The sequence below is a fragment of the Nocardiopsis exhalans genome (genome assembly GCF_024134545.1).
In the GTDB taxonomy this organism is placed as follows: Bacteria; Actinomycetota; Actinomycetes; order Streptosporangiales; family Streptosporangiaceae; genus Nocardiopsis; species Nocardiopsis exhalans.
On sequence record NZ_CP099837.1, the window covers coordinates 445,365 to 461,986 of the forward strand.

The window sequence follows — 16,622 nt, forward strand, 5'->3', positions numbered from 1 at the left end:
CCTACCGGCAGGGCAAGTGCCCCAAGTGGGCCAACCCCGCACACGGCAAGTGGTACGCACGCTATAGCCAGCCCATGGAAAAGGGAGAGCGCTGCCAGGGCCGGCTGGGCCCCTTCGACACCCAAAGACAGGCTCGAGCAGCGGTCACAGCCGCCATCGCCCGGACCAGGATCGGGCTGGTACCCCATGTGCCCTACCAGAACGTCTCCGAGCACGTTCAGGGATGGCTGGAGCTCCGCAAACCCGGCTGGACGGTCAGTACCTACAACGATTACGAGACCGTCTGGCGCCTGTTCATCGCACCAGCCATCGGGAACATCAAACTCACTGACCTCACCTGCCAGCACCTCAACCGCTTGTACGCGGCCATGGGTACCAAGCCCAACGCCGAGCTGGACCCCTACGAGCGCAAGCTCAGGCGGCGCCTTCAGGCGGCGCGGGGAAAGACCTCGGTCAAAGCGGTCTGGACACCATCCAGCCCAGGGCGCATCCACAAGGTGCACGCGGTCATCAGATCTGCTCTGACCCATGCCTGCAAGGCCGGACTCCTCAACCACAACCCCGCCCAGTACGTGTCCCTGCCGCGGCTGCCCTACCGACGCGCACTGGTATGGACCCCGGAGAACATCGAATTCTGGCGCCGTACTGGAGAAAAACCTTCCGCTGTTATGTCCTGGACCGAGGAACAAGCGGGACGTTTCCTCGACCAGATTGAAAAAACAGAGGACCGCGACATCTCCCTGTTTCATCTAGCTTTGACCCGTGGCCCTCGATGCCAGGAGATTCTCAACCTCAAATGGAACGACATGACCCTGGAAGACTCGGGAAAGGTCGCCATCCACGGAACAAAAACCCCGCGCAGTCAGCGCACCATCAGTCTGGGCAAAGCGAACGTCGAGCTACTGAAGAAATGGCGGCAATCCCAAAAGCGCGAGCGTGAAATGTTCGGAAAGCATTGGGGGGACGCGGGTCATGTGTTCACTCACAAGGATGGAAAGAAGATCACTCGCCAACAGCTCTGGAAGAAGCTAGGAGAACTGGCTCAAGAGGCGGGATTGCCGCCAGTTAGAATCCACGACCTTCGGCACTGCGCGGCGAGCCTTTCCCTGGCTGCCGGAACGGATATGAAGGTGATCTCGGAAATGCTCGGGCACCGGAACTACAAGTACACCGCCGATACCTACGTCCACGTGATGCCCAAGCACGATCAGGTGGCTGCTGAAGCGGTGACAGGAGTTATTCCTCGCCGAACGGCTTGACGCTCCCAGGCCTCGAAGGGCGCCTCACTGAGAGGCTGAAAGCTCACCTCGTCCGGCCTTGGAGAACAAACCAATGGTGCAGCTGAGGTGCCTGCCCAACCAGCGATGGTGCCTCTGACCTGTATCAGTGCTGGCCCAGCCGCTTCGACGTCTCCACTCGGGCCACGCGGCCGGCGACTCTACGCCTGCGCAGGATGGGCGCAGGTACTCTTCGTCATGCCCTCTGCCGCTGCGCATCGATGGCCCGCGGCGCTGATACCTACGCCAGGAACGAGTGGGTGTTGCCTGCGTCCAGAAGTTGAATGGCCTGGATGACCTGCGGTTTCTTCCCCTGAAGCGCCTGCAAGGGGCAGGCCGCCTCGGTCGACGGTCAGGGTAATCCCTCATCATGCGATCGGATGTTCGAAACCCCAAGAGTCGTCACGTACAGTGACGACCGGCGTTCGTTGCTTTTATATGGCCCAGGCCACTCTCACTTGGCACAAAGACGTCCGGGTTTGGCTCGGAATTGGCCCAGATCGAGGCCCTGGAGGGCTGAACGCTACCGCACGCCTTTGGCGGCGCCTCTCGGCCTCAAGCTGCCTGCAGAGTCATCCTCGCAGGTCAGTGGCCAGGAGGGCAGGGCGTGGGTGGCTGGAGTCCTTGGCTGGCACGGATCCTGTGCCAACCACCCCCTGAACATGAAGGAGACCCAGGGCTTCTCGCACTCTCATGATGCGAGAAGCCCCAGGTCAGAGCGCGGAGGATATGGGATTTGAACCCATGAGGGGGTTGCCCCCCAACCGCATTAGCAGTGCGGCGCCATAGGCCTCTAGGCGAATCCTCCTGGCTGCGACCAGACTACAGAGCGCGGAGGTCCTGCGCAAAACGAATCCCCCACCCCGGGAGGGGCCCTGGTCGGCGACCCCTCCCCGAGTGGGTTCCGGCGGGTCCCGGTGGGTCAGGGCGTGCGCGGCCTCGGGACGGACGGGGTCCGGTAGGCGCTGGCCTGGAGTTCCCACAGTTCCCGGTAGAGGCCGCCCTCGGACATCAGCTCGGCGTGGCTGCCCTGGGCGGTCACCCGGCCCTGGTCGAGCACCACGATGTGGTCGGCCATCCGCACCGAGGCCAGGCGGTGCTTCTCTAGGCAAGTTGTCTGTCGGATTGATGAGTGTCGGGTTTGCTGTGTCATCGGTCACCCCTTTGGTGTGGACGTGTAGTGCCTGCCGACCGGCAAGCGGTTGATGGTGCTGGTCCCGGCGATCTCTTGGCGGGCTTGTTCCAGCTCGATCGAGAGTTCCGCGATCGCCAGCCGCAGGACCGAGTTGCGTTGGCGTTCCTCGGCAAGTGCTTGGGTCGCGATGGCGAGGTCTTCCTGTGCCTTTGCGTAGCGGTCGGCGAGGTCCTGCATCGCCGAGGGTGTTGTGTGCTGGGCCTTGATACGGGCCTTGAACTCGTCAATGAGGTTGCCGTGCTCGTAGACGACGTCGCGGCGCAGTGCCGACTCGATGATGAGCTCGGTGACGGTCAGTTTGCCGCTGGTTGAGCGCAGTGGGGTTCCGGACAAGAGGCGGTCTGCGCCGGCTTGGATGGCGGCGGCTTCGTCGGTGCGGTTTCGTGCGGGGCGGCTCATCGGGGCTGCTCCTGGGCTGTGGCCTGGCGGTGACGTTGGATGATCTGCTTGAGTCCCTCGGCTTGCGCGGTCAGTCGGTTCCGTATCGGCCGGGGCACCAGCTCGTCGTCGGCGCCGTTCTCCAACTGGTCCAGGCGTTGGCTCAGCTCAGAGATGTCGCGGTCGGTGTAGGCGAGGTTCTGGCAGGCGGAGCGGCATTCGGACTCATCGGGCACGTCTTCCGCGGGCAGCCCGGCCTCCAACTTGCTCTTTCGGCAAAGAGCGGTTTCCTTGCGCCAGACGCAGGTCATGCCCGCCCCGTGGTGGATGTTCGGGTCGGCCTGGGCCAGCAGCCGACGTGCTCCCCGCGGGGTGTTGACCACGCGTCCGGCGAACCGGACGGATGCGGTGACACGCATCCGGTAGTCGGTGGCCGACGGGCCGCTAACCGATTCACCAGCCTGGAGAGTGCTCCAGTCCGTGTCGAGCTGGTCCATCACCATCTCCAAGCGTTCCAAGGTCAAATCGTCGAGCCAACCGGTGTCCGCCATGCCGCTGTAGCTCAAGGTGACCTTCGTGCTGACATGTCCGTATTGCAGTGCGGCGGCGATCAGTCCGCGGTGTCGCCGGACGATGAAGTAGGCCAGGGTCCGTCGGAAGCGCGCGGCGTGGATGTGCCGGGTGGGGTCCTCGGGGATCAGGGCGGTGCCGTCGGGGCTGAGGGTGTTGTTGACCCAGGTGATGAGGTCCTCGATGTCGCGGTTGATCGAGTCGGTGCCTCGTGCGTAGCGGTCGCTGGGCCTGCTGGGCTTGCCAGCACGACCGGGGCTGGCCGGGAACAGCAGGTCGCCGTCGGTCAGTGTCTCCAGCACGGCGATCGCGGCGTGGACCGGCTCGACCACGGTCCAGGTTCTCGTCTGCTGTTCGGCTGCGGAACGGCCACGGCCTTTGCCCCGGCGGCCGCTGATCTGTAGCTCTCCAGTGGCCGGGTCGGTTCCCCGGCAGCCCCGACGCAGGTTGAGGACCTCTCCGGGGCGAGCTCCCGATAGATAGCAGACGACCACGAAACAGGCGGCTGTCAGCAGCCTGACGAACCTGCGGATCTCCAGGGTGCCGATCGGTCGCTCTCGCCAGGGGCGGCCGTTGATCTGCCCGGCGATGGTCGCGAGTCCCACGTCTCCGCCGATCGGCAGGCCGGCCTGCTGGACGCGGGCCCTGTGATGCGGGTTACTGATGGAGCGGCGCAGGCCGAGCATCCTGCTGAACGCCTCCCAATTGATCTTCAGTTCGCTGGCGTCGATCCGTCCCGGCAGGCTCAGCCCATCGCGCTGGGCTTCGTCGATGAAGGCAGTGATGCGCTGATCGGTGTCCATGCCGTCCAGGCCGACGTGGAACGGCTGAGCCCCGGAGCGGAAGCGGACGAACGCAGCCCATGCTTGTTGGATGTCCGGACCGATGTCCTCGACCATGCGCAACGCCCAGGCCAGTAGCGGCTCCATGGTGGCTGGTGCGATCCGAGGTGTGCGGTTGGTGCGGTTGGAGACCACCGCTCCGATGAGGCGGTTCGGCAACTCACCGTTCCAGGGCGGCCCGCCTGGGTCCAGTCGGGCGTGCGGAGGCATCAGTGGCGCGAAGCCCCAGAGTGTGCGGACGGCCTGCAGCAGCGCGGCCTGGCGCGGCAAGGACCGGGGCAGTTCCCTGACATGGCCGAGGTACGCCTCAAGATCCTCGGTGGTGATGTCGCCGAAGCGGTGCTGGTCGCGGCTAGCCATCCAGTTGACGAACACCACCAGGTCCCGGATACGGATGCTCACCGTGCTGACTGCGGCCAGATCTCCGGCGGATGCGCCCAGCAAGCTGGCCGGGACGGGCTTATCGAGCATGGCGAAGGCAAACTGTTTGAGCTGCTCGACCAGGGGCTCTGGTGTGTCCAGCTTGTGCCAGCGCAAGTCGCCGAGCATCGTGTGGGAGTCCGGAACTGCGGGCTTCAGGTCCCAGACATCATCGCCAAACCGCGACAGAGCAGTCCCGGACGTGGTGTGATGCAGATTCTGACAGCGCAGCACGGCGGTGTCAGCGGTGGGCCAGATGCTCGGCTCGCCACGGGTCTCAAGATGTGCGGTAGCGGTCATCGCAAGTCCAGCCTTCCGTTGATGAGGTCGGCGATCATCCGGCGCTGGCTGTCGGTGACCTTGTTGCGGGCATGCTCAGCCTCGGCAGCGGTGTAGTGGCTGATGAGCTCGTCGAGTTGGAGGATCCGCGGCTCGTAGCGCACGCGCCAGACCCCGGGATCCAGGTTCGGTCGGAGGGCAGCCAGCTGGTCGCGAAGTGTGATCTGAACCGGCAGGTGGTGCGGCAGTGCGCGGGCGTTGCCGCAGTCCAGACAGTGCAAAAACGACGCGCTGCAAGGCTGCCCGGGTGGCGCATCGGGGGCATTGGTGTCATCGGTACAGGCAGCTGCGACGGTGTCCTGCTGGCCTGCCACCATCGAGGCCAGCACCTCGGGAGCTAGGCCAGCTTGTCGCGCGGCTTCCGCCAGGTCGGTGCCAGCGGCTGCGACCACGGCGGGCTCGATGATCTGGATGCTTTGGCGCTGCCGGGCTTTGGCGACCTCGCCCCGCAGCGCCTCGCCGACGACGATCCGGCTGTCTTCGGCGACAGCGCGGCTGCGCTGAAGGTACCGGTCGCGTGTGTTCCTGGTATGGGCGACTGGCCGGTGGCCGCCCTCGATGACCGACTGCCGAAGACGTCGAACGTTGATGGCCGGCTTGCCGCCGGGCTGGGCCGTTGGTACCCCAGGGAATCCGTGCTCGCGGCACCATCGCGTCAGCGCGGTGCTGTCCGGACTGCTGCGCCAGCGGGCCGCGCTGTTCGGGACGACGAATCCGAACGCGCGGTCATGTCCGCCGTGACGCCGCGACATCTCGGTCAGCTCGACGAGCAACAGGTAGATCCGCAGCGGCGATCGGAACAGCCGTACCTCCTCGGTATCGCTGGTCAACACTCCGGCCAACACCGGTGGAAGATCCTCCAATGCAGTGACCATGTGTTCCCGGTCCGGCCCGCGCCGGGCCTTGACCGCCTCGATCAGCGCGAGCGAGGGCTCGCCGATCCCGCCGTCCGGCCGGTGGTCAATCGCTGGCCAGGCGGCGACTGTGGAGAAGTTCTCGCCGGTCAACGCTGTGAGCAGCACGGCGAAAGCTGCAACCTCACGGGCGGTCGGACACAGCAGAGGCAGCACCACACGGAGCCCGCCGCATGCGGCCAGGCGCTGTTCGGGCTTCCCGTTCGCCAAACGCAGCACGTCCCCATGGCGGTCGTAGTGGTCCAGCACACCGCCCAGGACGCCGTCAGGACTCTGCATATCGACATCGCCCGAGCGCACCTGGGCCAGCAGTGTGCGGGCGGTGCGAATCCGGTCGCGGGACCGCCGGACATCGGACCGCAACGCGGTCATGATCTGTTGGATCTCCACGTCGGTGTAGGCGGTGACCGGCTCCGGAACCGCCGCCTTGGCCAGTGGGACGTCCAACAGCTCCGCGCGAGCCCCAGCTGGCAATATCGGATCGCCTCGCAGGATCCTCCGCAGGGCCTTCATCCGGGTGCGCCGGTTGGACTCCGGGACCAGACTCATGCGGAACGCCTTGATATGTGCGGCCTTCAGCTGTTCCGGACCAGTTAGGTCTGGTGCGGTCCGTTCCAGGAACACTGCGAACTGCCGCAAGTCGCCGTGGATGAGGGAGGCCGTTGTCGCCCGTGTCACGCGCGCGCCAGGTCCTACCACCGAGGCGAACGCCGAGGCCAGCCAGGATCGCATGTCATCGGAGAGAGCAAGGCCTGCGAAATCGAAGGACTTCTCCCGCCCCGTGCCCTGCTCGATGAACCGTACGACGGTGCCGCTCGGGCCGTCCGGACGGCGTTGAGGCGGCTGCCACCCGGTTGGCGGCATGCTGGCTCGACGGCCGCCCCGCGACCTCGCGCTCACTGCGACACCTCGCTGGCCTCGCCGGGCGTGATTGGTGCAAGCGTCCGCCCACCGGCGCGGGCCATCGTGGTCACCATCGCGTCGACCGCGGCAGTCTCTTCCCCGTCCAGCAGGGACATCAGATAGTCCATCTGCAGACTGTTGAATGGTTCGAGGTAGTAGTCGCGCGTGGTGGCCGGGTCGGCGTGGCCGAGCAACGTGGCCAGCTGGAACCACACATCCCCGATCTGATCTCGCAGGTCCTTGCGTTCCTCGGCAGACAATCCCTCGATACGGGGCTCCCAGACCAGCGACAAGATGGAGAACCACTTCAACGCGAAGCTGTGCCGGCACATGTGCGGACGCAGCCACAACGCTGCCTCGCCCTCGCCTCCGGCCTCGCTCCAGGCTCGCTGGATCCGGCCGTTGGCAGCGGCGAACGTGTCCTCCCAGCTGTGTGCCAGCCGGGGCATCCCGTCCCAGGACAGCCACAACGACAACGGTTCCAGCCCGTTCTCGCCCTTGCGGAACAGCAGCCGCCGCTCGGCTGGCCCGAGAACGTCGACCGACACCGGCTTCGAGCCGGAGGGGTCGAGTACATGCAGTACTCGACTGCGACGGTTGTAGCCGGTCACGATCCGCCTGCCCGGTACCTGCTCATAGCGTCCGGCCCGCTGGGCTCGTGCGATCGACTCGGCCCGCGAGCCCGACAGCGGATCGGTGTAGGCGGCTATCGTGCTCAGCACCGTTGACGGCACGAAGTACTTCCGCCCCTCCTTCGCGCCCTTGACGCATGCCGCCGACAACCATGTCCGCGGAAACCGGCCGACCCCACCGGCCGGGACCTCGATGTCCAAGATGCTTGCCCACTCACCCAGCCGCAGGCCCGTGCCGTACAACCCATCGACGAACGCCGCATCGCGGTCCTCGTTCCATCCCCGCCACGACTGCACGCGCAGCCCATCGAAGCCGTAGCCGCGCAACCCGACATCGCGCCACTGCTCGAATGCCGGGCGGAGTACCCACTTGACCTGCCGCCGCCTCGCTCCAGCTGGTCGCCCAGGATCCCTGCCAGCCCGCTTCTCGCCAGTCGTCATCGAGCCGGAACGGGCCACCGGTGCGATCGGATTGAACACGCCGTACCGAGCCGAAGCCCACGTATAGAACGTGTTCAGCGCCGCCCGGTCGGTATCGAACGTGCTGGGCGCGACCCGCTCGAGATTCCTGACGTCGTTGAGCCGCCAGTCCTTGAACGCGTCCATATCGGCAACCGTCGCCGCGTCCCACGTCGTCCCGACCGCGTCCAGGAACATCAGCCACACTTTCAACGCGAACGCGTACCGGCGCCACGTCAACGGACGGGCCGATGCCATCGGCCCGGTCCGGAAGAACAGCTGCACCCGAGCATCCGAACGTCCATCGGGCCCGATCAGCACCGGGGTTCCGTGCCGTGCACTGTTCTGTCGGGCCCGCGCTACAAGATTCCCAAACCGTTCCATATGAGGATCAAGACCTAGATCCAGTGGGTTCAGGAAGTCGTGGAACTCGACCTCCCATGTTCCAGGCACCGTCACGCACCCAACCCCATCCCTGGCCTATCCGACAAGTTCAAACAGCCTAGAGAACGGTGCGTGATGAGGACCACCGTCGCTCCGGTGCGGCGGGCGTGGGCATGGACGGAGGCGAAGAAGCCGTGTTCGGCGCGGGCGTCCATGGCGGCGGTGGGTTCGTCGGCGATGAGCAGGGGCACCTCGGCGCCGTCGTCACCCCGGTAGAAGGAGCGGGCTGCGGCATTCCCTTTACAGTCAACGTGTTGAACGGCCGAGAGAGGGGTCTGCGAGTGCCAGGTTGGCGGGTTTTCTGGGTGGGTGAGGAATGGCTGGCAGGTCTGAGCCGGAGAGATCTAGAGACGGTCGGCATGCGTCCGGGAGACCCGGTCTTCGTGGCCCCGGATCTTCGAATTGACCCGATCTTGTGCCGCTACGGGAAGTCCCGGAGGTTTCGCGCTTACACCGTCGAGTCGAAGCGCAACTTCTCGACGGACCTGACGTTGTTGCTGACATTTCTGTGGAGCCGTGGATTGTCGTGGTTGGACGCTCACAAAAAGGACCTGGACGACTTCGAGGACTGGCGGCGCCGCGCCCCGAAGAATCCGGAGAGGATCGGAGATGCGAAATGGAACCGTGAACTGGCTGCTTTCTCCGGGTTCTTCAAGTGGGCCAAGAGCGAGGGCTATTTGACGGCAAGTCCGGTCGCCACCCGGCGGATCGTGGACGAGCGCGGGGCGGTCCTGGATGTTCCAGTGTCCCTGGCGCCGAGCGGGAAGTCCGCCAAGATGCACTGGCTGACGCCCCGCACCTGGAGGCTGTGGACAGATGTGGGGCTGCGCGGGCACACCCAGGCTGGGATTCCTGGACTCGGCTGGCAGGGGCGGCTCGAGGACCGCAACGTCGCGTTCGTGCGGCTGGTCTTGTCGTCGGGGCTTCGTCGGCAGGAGGCCGGCACGCTGCTGACGTTCGAGCTCCCTGGCACCTCGCTGCCCGGGAACCGCTACTGCCGCGGGACTGTCGCGGGGGCGGTGACGCGGTCGAAGGCGACTCGCACGTTCTACGCTGCGACCGACGCGATCGGGGAGGTTGAGACCTACTGCGAGTCGTCGCGGGCCTGGGCCGTTCGCAAGGCTCAGCGCGCTGGCCGCTACGACCAGCTTTCCGGGATGCGGCTGGTCACGAAGGTGACCGCTGGTCCGAGGCGGGTCGTCCACTGGGTCGACTGGGCGGGCGAGGCCTTCCAGATGCCGCTGGAGCGGCTGACGGCCGCAGACCGGATCTGGATGTTCACCGAGGGGCCGGACGGTCCGGAGCCGTTGTGGTTGTGGCTCAACGAGGCGGGACTTCCGTTCCAGATCGATTCCTGGGAGGCGGTCTTCCGCACCGCCAACATGCGCTGCCAGGAGACGTTGACACCGCCGAGGCATCTGCGACCTGATCCGCACAGGGTCTACGCCCCCTACGCGACCGTCCATGCCGCGCGGCACAGCTTCGCGTTGTTCGCCCTGGTGGTGCTGAACTCGGTGATGGACCGCCGATACGGGCTGAGTCCGGCCGAGCGCAGGGACTTCCGGCTGCTCTACGGCGATCCGTGGTTCATGGTCCAGGGACTGCTCGGGCACGCAACCCGGCAGGTGACCGTGGACACCTACCTGGCCCCGGTCCGCCACCTGCAGATGGAGTCACTGCTTGCCGATGTTGATGCGCCCTCGGCCGGTCCGCTACCCGACCTCGACGGCGTCTTCAGCCGAATCGCCAGCACCGCAGAGACGATCCAGGACATCGACACGCTTCTGGCTCCCACCGGAGGTACTGCGTGAGTCCGCGCGGACACTCCGCTGCTCTGCCTCCAGCCGACCACTGCCGGCCTGAGGTTCTGACCGAGGACGGACTGTATGTCCGCCACATCAACAGGGACGGGCAGCTCCTGGTCTATGACGTCTCCACGCTGCCGGGAACACCTGACATGCAGCGCTCTCTCGCGCGACTACTCGCCGCGGGCTGCGAGGAACGCTGGGAATCCCACGCCAGTTCAGACGTCGCCTGGCGACAACTTCGGGACTTCGCCCGCCGCGCGGTCAAACACGAGCCGCCACTGCGCGACCTGGACGACGTCACAGCCAGCTTCGTGAACAGCTGGTGGATGGCAGTGCGGACCTCGAAGACAGGGCGGGACGCCTTCCGAAGCACGACGGGCATGATTCGCACGGACCCCCGGCTTCAGGCCGGGCCGGTCGCCGAAGCACTCTCGCGCCGGGTGCCCCGACTTCCATCCCCGCAACGCTCTTACTCAGACAGGGAGTTCGGGCAGATCCGGGCGGTCGCCAGGAGGCAATTCCGATCCGCGCTGCTGCGAATCCAGGACAGCGCGCAACACCTGGAGTGCTGGCGGTCCGGGGACTTCCTCCCCGGCAGCCAGGAGTGGGCTCGTGGCGAGGCCCTCGACATTCTGGCCCGAACCGGCGACCTGCCCCGCGTCACCACCGCGGCCGGGCGGACACGGATCGTCCGCCGCTATGAGGCGGCGACGAACGGAGCGAACTGGCGAGCCCTGTTCCTGAACCGGATGGAGGCAACTTCCCTCGGTGTCCTACTGATGACCCATTTTGGCTGGAACCTCGCGGTGATCTCCCAGGTCAAAGCCCCGCAAGCTGCCCCAGATCTCGGTCTGGACGGGCATCCGACGTACCAGGTCCCGGTCAGGAAGGACAAGGGGCACCGCTTCGAGACGGAGAACGTCTCCGACATCGGGGCCGACTCTCCCGGCCGACTGATCACGCAGGCTCTGGAAGCGACCCGGTTCGCCCGCGCACTTGTCGCGGAGGTCCAGCCGGATGCGAACCGGCTCCTGGTCTGGAGGACCCAGATGCCGGGTCGCGTGATCAAGAAGCTGGAACGACGCCCAAAGGTCGGTCTGTTCTGCCTGGGCCTGAACGGTGACGATGGCGCCCGCTGGGGCCGCCACTCCGGCACGGGCTCACCGTTCCAGCGCGGCCGCAGAACGGTCGTCGCCGTCGAACGCCGTGAGGCGTCTCAGCACACGCAGGCCACGCATGATCGCTCCTATTCACTGCCGGACGAGCGGGTCCAGGCCGAGGCGGCCCCGGTCATCGCGGCCGGCGCTGCGGCCGCCTTGCGCCAGGCCAGGGCCACGACAGCCAAACTGGTCGCATTGGTCGCCGAGTCACGCGACCCGCAGCACGCCGAGACGGCGACTGCGGACTGCAGCACCACTGACGAAGCCCCGGTCCCTACCCAGGACGGAGGCTGCGGGGCATCGTTCCTACTTTGCCTGGCCTGTGAGAACGCCCGCGTTCACGCGGACCACCATCCACGACTGGTGCAGCTGCACGATGCCCTGGGCCACGTCCAGTCAGTTCTTCCGCCCTCCACCTGGGCTCGAGCCTGGCAAGACGCTCACGAACGCCTGGAAGACCTGCGCGACAAGGTCGGCGAAGGCGGCTGGAAGCATGCTCGCGCTCGGATCTCAGACGCTGATCGCACCATCGTGGAAGACCTACTTAGGGGGGACCTGAACCCGTGAACACCGCCGCAGAAGCAGACCCTTACATTCTCCCTCTGCCAGGGCCGGACACCCCCGTCATCCCCGTTCAACGCACCTATCCGCAGCACGCCCGCCTCAATGCCCGATACGGCGACAGCCGGTGGCCCCTGGCGCCGCTCATCGACGACCCCAGCCACCGCCTCCACTGCATCGACTGGGACACCCACCTGCCAGCGTTCCGCGAAGAACTACGGCTGATCACGTGGACCTTCCTGAACGGCGAGCTCAAGCCCACGTTCCTGCGCGATCGCGCGTCCCGGATCCGCAGCCGCCTGTCGCCCAGCGCCGCCCACGCCACGGTTCGGCACTGGCGCGACCTGGCCGTTTGGCTAGACGAACGCGGCATCAGCAGCCTGGCCCAATGCCACCAGCCGATCCTGCATGAATACGGAGTCCACCTCCGCGACTCGGGCGCAAGCAGGACCCATGTCTCTAAACAACTCACCGCGGTCATGCGCCTGTGGGCCTTCGACCAACTCAGCGTTCAGCCCATCGGGATCGCCCGGCCGCCCTGGGACGAGTTCGGCATCGACGAGTACCTCCCAGCGGTAACCGCCGCCGGCGCGGAGAACGCCCGCGAACCGCTGGCCGAGGAGACCATCAGTCTCCTGCTGATCTGGGCCATCCGCATGGTCGAGGACCTGGCCGACGACATCGTCGCCGCGGCCGCCGAGAAACAGCGCATGATCGAGGCCGCCCAGCGGCAGCCGAGCACCCCCGGCGGACGCGCGGCCCTTCACGCCTTCGCTGCGGAGCGCCACCACGCGGGACAACCCCTGCCGTCCGTCCGCAAGCGCGGGAAGCGGGCCCTGGCCCGCTACTACCTCGCCGACGTGACCGGCTCCTCGCTGTCCCAGGTCGGACGCCTCCGCAACGAGGCCATCCCGTTCACCTTGTCCGATGCCCCGGGGACCTGCCCTTTGCCCATTGAGCTGAACGGGCAGATCGCCGGGCGCCGCTGGCGGGACCAGGTGGACTTTAGCGAGGCCGACGAACTGCTCAGACACCTGGTCACAGCTGCCTACATCGTCTGCGGCTACCTCACCGGCATGCGCCCACAGGAGGTCCTCGCCATGCGCTCCGGCTCCTGCCCCGAGCCGGACACCAAACCCGACGCGCTCCACCACCGGCACCTCATCCACATCGCGGCCGATGACATCGACGACTCGGACACCGGCGATGAAGAAGCGGACGAACCGCACCTGCTGATCCGCAGTCGGCACTACAAGTCCGCCCGCGACGAGGACGGCAACCACCTGTCCTCCGGGGTCGAGCGTCCCGTCCCCTGGGTCGCCATCACGCCCGTGATCAACGCCATCCGAGCCCTGGAACAATTCGTCCCTCCCGGTGAACTCCTCTTCGCCGCATCCATCCACGGCACGACCTACCGCCGCAACCGCACTGGAACACTCAGGCCCGACTCTGTCCGTCAACGCATCGAGAGCTTCATCGACTGGGTCAACGGTGAAGCACCCGGTCAGAACCTGGCCCACGAATCCATCCCGGCCGACCCCTTCGGCGCAGTCGGCACCGCACGCTTTCGCCGCACCCTGGCCTGGCACATCGCCCGCCGCCCTGGCGGGCTGGTCGCGCTCGCCATCCAATACGGCCACCTACGGACAGCGCTGGACACCGAGCAGTCCGGGCGCTACGGCAACCGCAGTCGCCGCGGCATCCACGCGATGATCGACGTCGAAACCGCCCTGACCACCGCCGAGACGGCCGCCCGGCTTCATGATCGGTTCCAGGCAGGCGAAGGCATCTCGGGCCCAGCCGCCCGCCAGGCCCTCCAGGCTGCCTCCAACGCTCCGCGGTTCGAAGGCCGCTTGGTCAAGGTCGACTTCGCCCACAAGTATCTGGGCCGCGACGGCGCCGTTCTCTACGACAACCCACACGCTCTGGCGCTCTGCCTCTTCCGCCACAGCAAGGCCCTTTGCGCGAAGGACGGCCCACGCACAGCACCGAGTCTGGACCGCTGCGTCGCCAGCTGCAGCAACCTCGTCCGCACCGACGAGACCGCCAGCCTTTTGCGCAAACGTGCCGAGCAGCTGGACCGCAAGGCCGAGCTCTGCCCCGGCATGCTCGGCACCCGTCTGCACGCCAACGCGTCCAAGCTTCGTTCATTCGCCGACCACCACGACCGCAACCGATTCACCATCGAGGAGGCCAGCGAATGAGCCCAACTCCCGACGAACGCGCTCGGATCCGCTCCGCGATGGAGCGCATCCTCGCCAGCACTCCAGAACGCTCAAACGGAGCGCTGACCATCGTTGCCCTCGCCCAAGAAGCCGATGTTCCCCGGAACGCACTCACACAACGGCACACCGATATTCGCAACGAATTCTACGAAGCAATTCGCAGCCGCGGGGAAACCCCCGAAGTCGAAACCCGACTCCGTCGAAAGGTCACGGAACTCAAGAAGACCATCACCAATAAGAGGAACCGTATCAAGCAACTCGAATCCGACCTCGAAGGGCTTCTCGCCCACAACACCATCCTGACACTGCAGAACCAGGAACTGCGAGACGCCCTCAGCGGAGCCAAGACCAACGTCATACCGATCCGTCCGACCACAGGAGAGCAACCATGAGGGACCTCCTGGGGGGCGACCGGAATACGGGACGGACCGGCAACAGGACTTCGTGTTCACCAACGGCCCTTCCGTCGATCCGAACCCCGATGAAGGGGGCAGATACGACGTAACTATTCAGGTGGTTGAGGGGATCCAGGCATTTCCGGCGAACAGCTCCGCGAGCTTGTCCATCGCGGCGTGACCCTGTTTCCTGGCCGTGGAGATGAAGGACCGCAGGCGGCAGAAATACCGGGCTCCGGCCAGGGTCCGCCACCCGCCGCTGACCTTGACCTGCAGCTTGATCATCCGCAGGTCGCGTTCGGCCGCGTTGGAGGTGAAGGGCACGTCCAAGTTGGCCGCGAACCGCAGATAGTCCTGGCGGCGCTCGTCCAACCGGCGCACCAGCGCATGGTGCGGCCCGGCTTTGGTGAAGGCGATCACCCGACCGTATCTGCGGCCAACACCCTCGAGTTCGGCGCTGGTCAGGGCGGTGCGCCCCTTCAAGCGGGTCTGTTCGACCAGATCACGGGCCCCGACCAGGACGTCGGTCATGTTCTTGGCCCATGCGCCATGGTCGGGTTCGAAGTCGATCAATGCGGCCAGCTCGCGCAGCACGTGGGTACAACACAGCTGATGTGCGCTGCCGTAAGCGTTGTAGGAGCCCAGAGCGTCGGTGACCAGCGTCCCGGTGAATGCGGGCAGGATCCCTGCCGCGTCCATGGCCTGGCGACCCCGCCGGGGGTGGGCGTCGTAGCAGGTCAGTGCGGGGGTTCCGGCGACGTGCACCCAGTGGCCCGCCCCTGCTACGCGGGCGCCGGTCTCGTCGGCGTGGACCACGGGCGAGGCCGTGATCGCCCGGCGCACCTGGGTGTCGAAGCCCTCCAGCAGGGTGTGGGCGCGCCTGCCCAGTCCGGCGAGCCACCCGGTGGACACGCGGGCTCCGAGCAGGTCGGCCATGATCTCGCTGGCGCGCTCGACGGGCAGGTGATGAGCGCTCATCAGGTAGGCGCCCGCCGCGCTGGCACGTGGCCCGTAGCGGACAGGGACGTTCGCGCCGGGCATCGGCTCGGCGGCGGTGGAGTGCCCGCACGGGCACCTGAGCCGGTGGTAGCGGTGCTCAGTGACCACCAGGTCGGCGGGTTCGGGCAGGTCGAAGACCTGGCAGGAGCGCACCCCAGCGGGGCGAGCCGCCTGCAGGGGCCGCTCACACCCGCCGCACACCCTGGGGTGATGGTCGATGACCTGGTCGGGATCGGCCACCTGACACAGGGTGGTACCCGCCTCGCCGGGCTGTTTTCCGGGCTTTTTGCCGGTGCGGGTGCGCAGGGAGCGCGGGGCGGGTTTCTTCGCCGGTCCGTCCGAGGAAGGGGGCTTGGAGGAGTTGGTCGAGTCCAGGCCCAAGCGCCGTTTGAGCTGGGCGTTCTCGGCTTGGAGTTCGGCTATGCGCGCATCGCGGTCCGCGAGGTCTGCCTCCAGCTTCTCCACGCGTGCGAGCAGTTGCTCGAGCAGCGCGGAGGAGGAGGTCATGGGGTCGATCATGCCGCCTTGAGCGCTGTTTCGTGGCCGCTTCTCGGAGTCGGTGGCGCGCTGACCGATATGCCCGAATCCCAGCGCCAACCTGAATAGTTACGATACGACAGAAACCGGAATCGCCCCTGGTCATAGGCATGACCTCGGGGTAAGGAGAGGTTATGGGTAAGCGCACCGAGATGGACAAGGACGCGGCCGCGCGGATCCAGTCCGCCAGAGCGAGGAATTTCGACAGCGACACCGCAGCCAGCGGGTTTGACTCCAGTGCCCAGTCGGCCGCCGCCCGCCACGAAGCGGACGGCGGCCAGAGCGGAGGCGCACGCGGACAATCCGTCGATCTAGACGAGGATGAGGAGAAGACCCTCGAGGAGATCGAGGCACGCGAGCGGTGGGCCGAAGCCACCGAGGGGCACCGTCTGACGGCCCACTATGGCCTGCCCATGGAGGTCCTGGAGGCGATCGAGGTCACCGAAATGGACACCTACGAGTGAACAGCCGGTCCCTGGGCGGCCTCGGGACCGAGGGAGCACGTCAGAGCGTGAGGTACTCGCGGAGCTTACCCTTCACGTGCCAGGGGTGTTGCAAAGTCGG

General features: G+C 66.4%; 12 protein-coding genes, 1 tRNA gene and 1 pseudogene. 6 read left to right on the forward strand and 8 right to left on the reverse strand.

Translation table 11 applies throughout. From position 1 onward, the window contains the following. Window positions 1-74: 74 nt before the first annotated feature. Complete coding sequence (locus tag NE857_RS01970; protein WP_254419518.1) at window positions 75-1,259, forward strand: tyrosine-type recombinase/integrase; 1,185 nt, start codon at window positions 75-77, stop codon at window positions 1,257-1,259. Window positions 1,260-1,998: 739 nt separating this feature from the next. Here NE857_RS01970 and NE857_RS01975 read toward each other — a convergent pair. The 7 genes and pseudogenes from NE857_RS01975 to NE857_RS34655 form a co-directional block, all read right to left on the reverse strand. Beyond that, window positions 1,999-2,085: transfer RNA gene (locus NE857_RS01975), tRNA-Ser, on the reverse strand. A gap of 114 nt (window positions 2,086-2,199) precedes the next feature. Next, window positions 2,200-2,355 carry a hypothetical protein gene (locus NE857_RS01980; protein WP_254419519.1) on the reverse strand — a complete coding sequence of 52 codons (156 nt, stop codon included), beginning with the start codon at window positions 2,353-2,355 and terminating at the stop codon, window positions 2,200-2,202. A gap of 78 nt (window positions 2,356-2,433) precedes the next feature. Next, complete coding sequence (locus NE857_RS01985; protein WP_254419520.1) at window positions 2,434-2,871, reverse strand: hypothetical protein; 438 nt, start codon at window positions 2,869-2,871, stop codon at window positions 2,434-2,436. Continuing rightward, window positions 2,868-4,811 (reverse strand): site-specific integrase, encoded by a 1,944-nt coding sequence (locus NE857_RS01990; protein WP_254419521.1) that lies wholly within the window; start codon window positions 4,809-4,811, stop codon window positions 2,868-2,870. The genes NE857_RS01985 and NE857_RS01990 overlap by 4 nt, the downstream gene beginning before the upstream one ends. A 167-nt stretch (window positions 4,812-4,978) precedes the next feature. Then, window positions 4,979-6,574: a hypothetical protein gene (locus NE857_RS01995; RefSeq protein ID WP_254419522.1), complete on the reverse strand. Its 1,596-nt coding sequence runs from the start codon at window positions 6,572-6,574 to the stop codon at window positions 4,979-4,981. Between the two features lie 257 nt (window positions 6,575-6,831). Further along, window positions 6,832-8,250: a site-specific integrase gene (locus NE857_RS02000; protein ID WP_254419523.1), complete on the reverse strand. Its 1,419-nt coding sequence runs from the start codon at window positions 8,248-8,250 to the stop codon at window positions 6,832-6,834. Window positions 8,251-8,411: 161 nt separating this feature from the next. After that, window positions 8,412-8,606: pseudogene (locus tag NE857_RS34655) on the reverse strand (ATP-binding cassette domain-containing protein); the annotation flags it as partial. Window positions 8,607-8,732: 126 nt separating this feature from the next. Here NE857_RS34655 and NE857_RS02005 point away from each other — a divergent pair. The 4 genes from NE857_RS02005 (at window position 8,733) to NE857_RS02020 (ending at window position 14,519) form a co-directional block, all read left to right on the forward strand. Further along, window positions 8,733-10,184 carry a site-specific integrase gene (locus tag NE857_RS02005; RefSeq protein ID WP_425572126.1) on the forward strand — a complete coding sequence of 484 codons (1,452 nt, stop codon included), beginning with the start codon at window positions 8,733-8,735 and terminating at the stop codon, window positions 10,182-10,184. A gap of 146 nt (window positions 10,185-10,330) precedes the next feature. Next, window positions 10,331-11,908, forward strand: a complete 1,578-nt coding sequence (locus NE857_RS02010) for a hypothetical protein (protein WP_254419525.1) — start codon at window positions 10,331-10,333, stop codon at window positions 11,906-11,908. Beyond that, window positions 11,905-14,106 (forward strand): hypothetical protein, encoded by a 2,202-nt coding sequence (locus NE857_RS02015; protein WP_254419526.1) that lies wholly within the window; start codon window positions 11,905-11,907, stop codon window positions 14,104-14,106. The genes NE857_RS02010 and NE857_RS02015 overlap by 4 nt, the downstream gene beginning before the upstream one ends. Continuing rightward, window positions 14,103-14,519, forward strand: coding sequence for a hypothetical protein (locus NE857_RS02020; RefSeq protein WP_254419527.1), 417 nt, complete (start codon window positions 14,103-14,105; stop codon window positions 14,517-14,519). Before NE857_RS02015 ends, NE857_RS02020 begins: the two co-directional genes overlap by 4 nt. A gap of 117 nt (window positions 14,520-14,636) precedes the next feature. Here NE857_RS02020 and tnpC read toward each other — a convergent pair whose 3' ends face one another. Next, on the reverse strand, window positions 14,637-16,028 hold the full coding sequence (tnpC, locus tag NE857_RS02025) for an IS66 family transposase (protein WP_254419528.1): 1,392 nt from the start codon (window positions 16,026-16,028) through the stop codon (window positions 14,637-14,639). 164 nt (window positions 16,029-16,192) lie between these two features. Between tnpC and NE857_RS02030 the strand changes: the two genes are divergently transcribed. Beyond that, window positions 16,193-16,522 (forward strand): hypothetical protein, encoded by a 330-nt coding sequence (locus NE857_RS02030; RefSeq protein WP_254419529.1) that lies wholly within the window; start codon window positions 16,193-16,195, stop codon window positions 16,520-16,522. The last annotated feature ends 100 nt before the right edge of the window (window positions 16,523-16,622 follow it).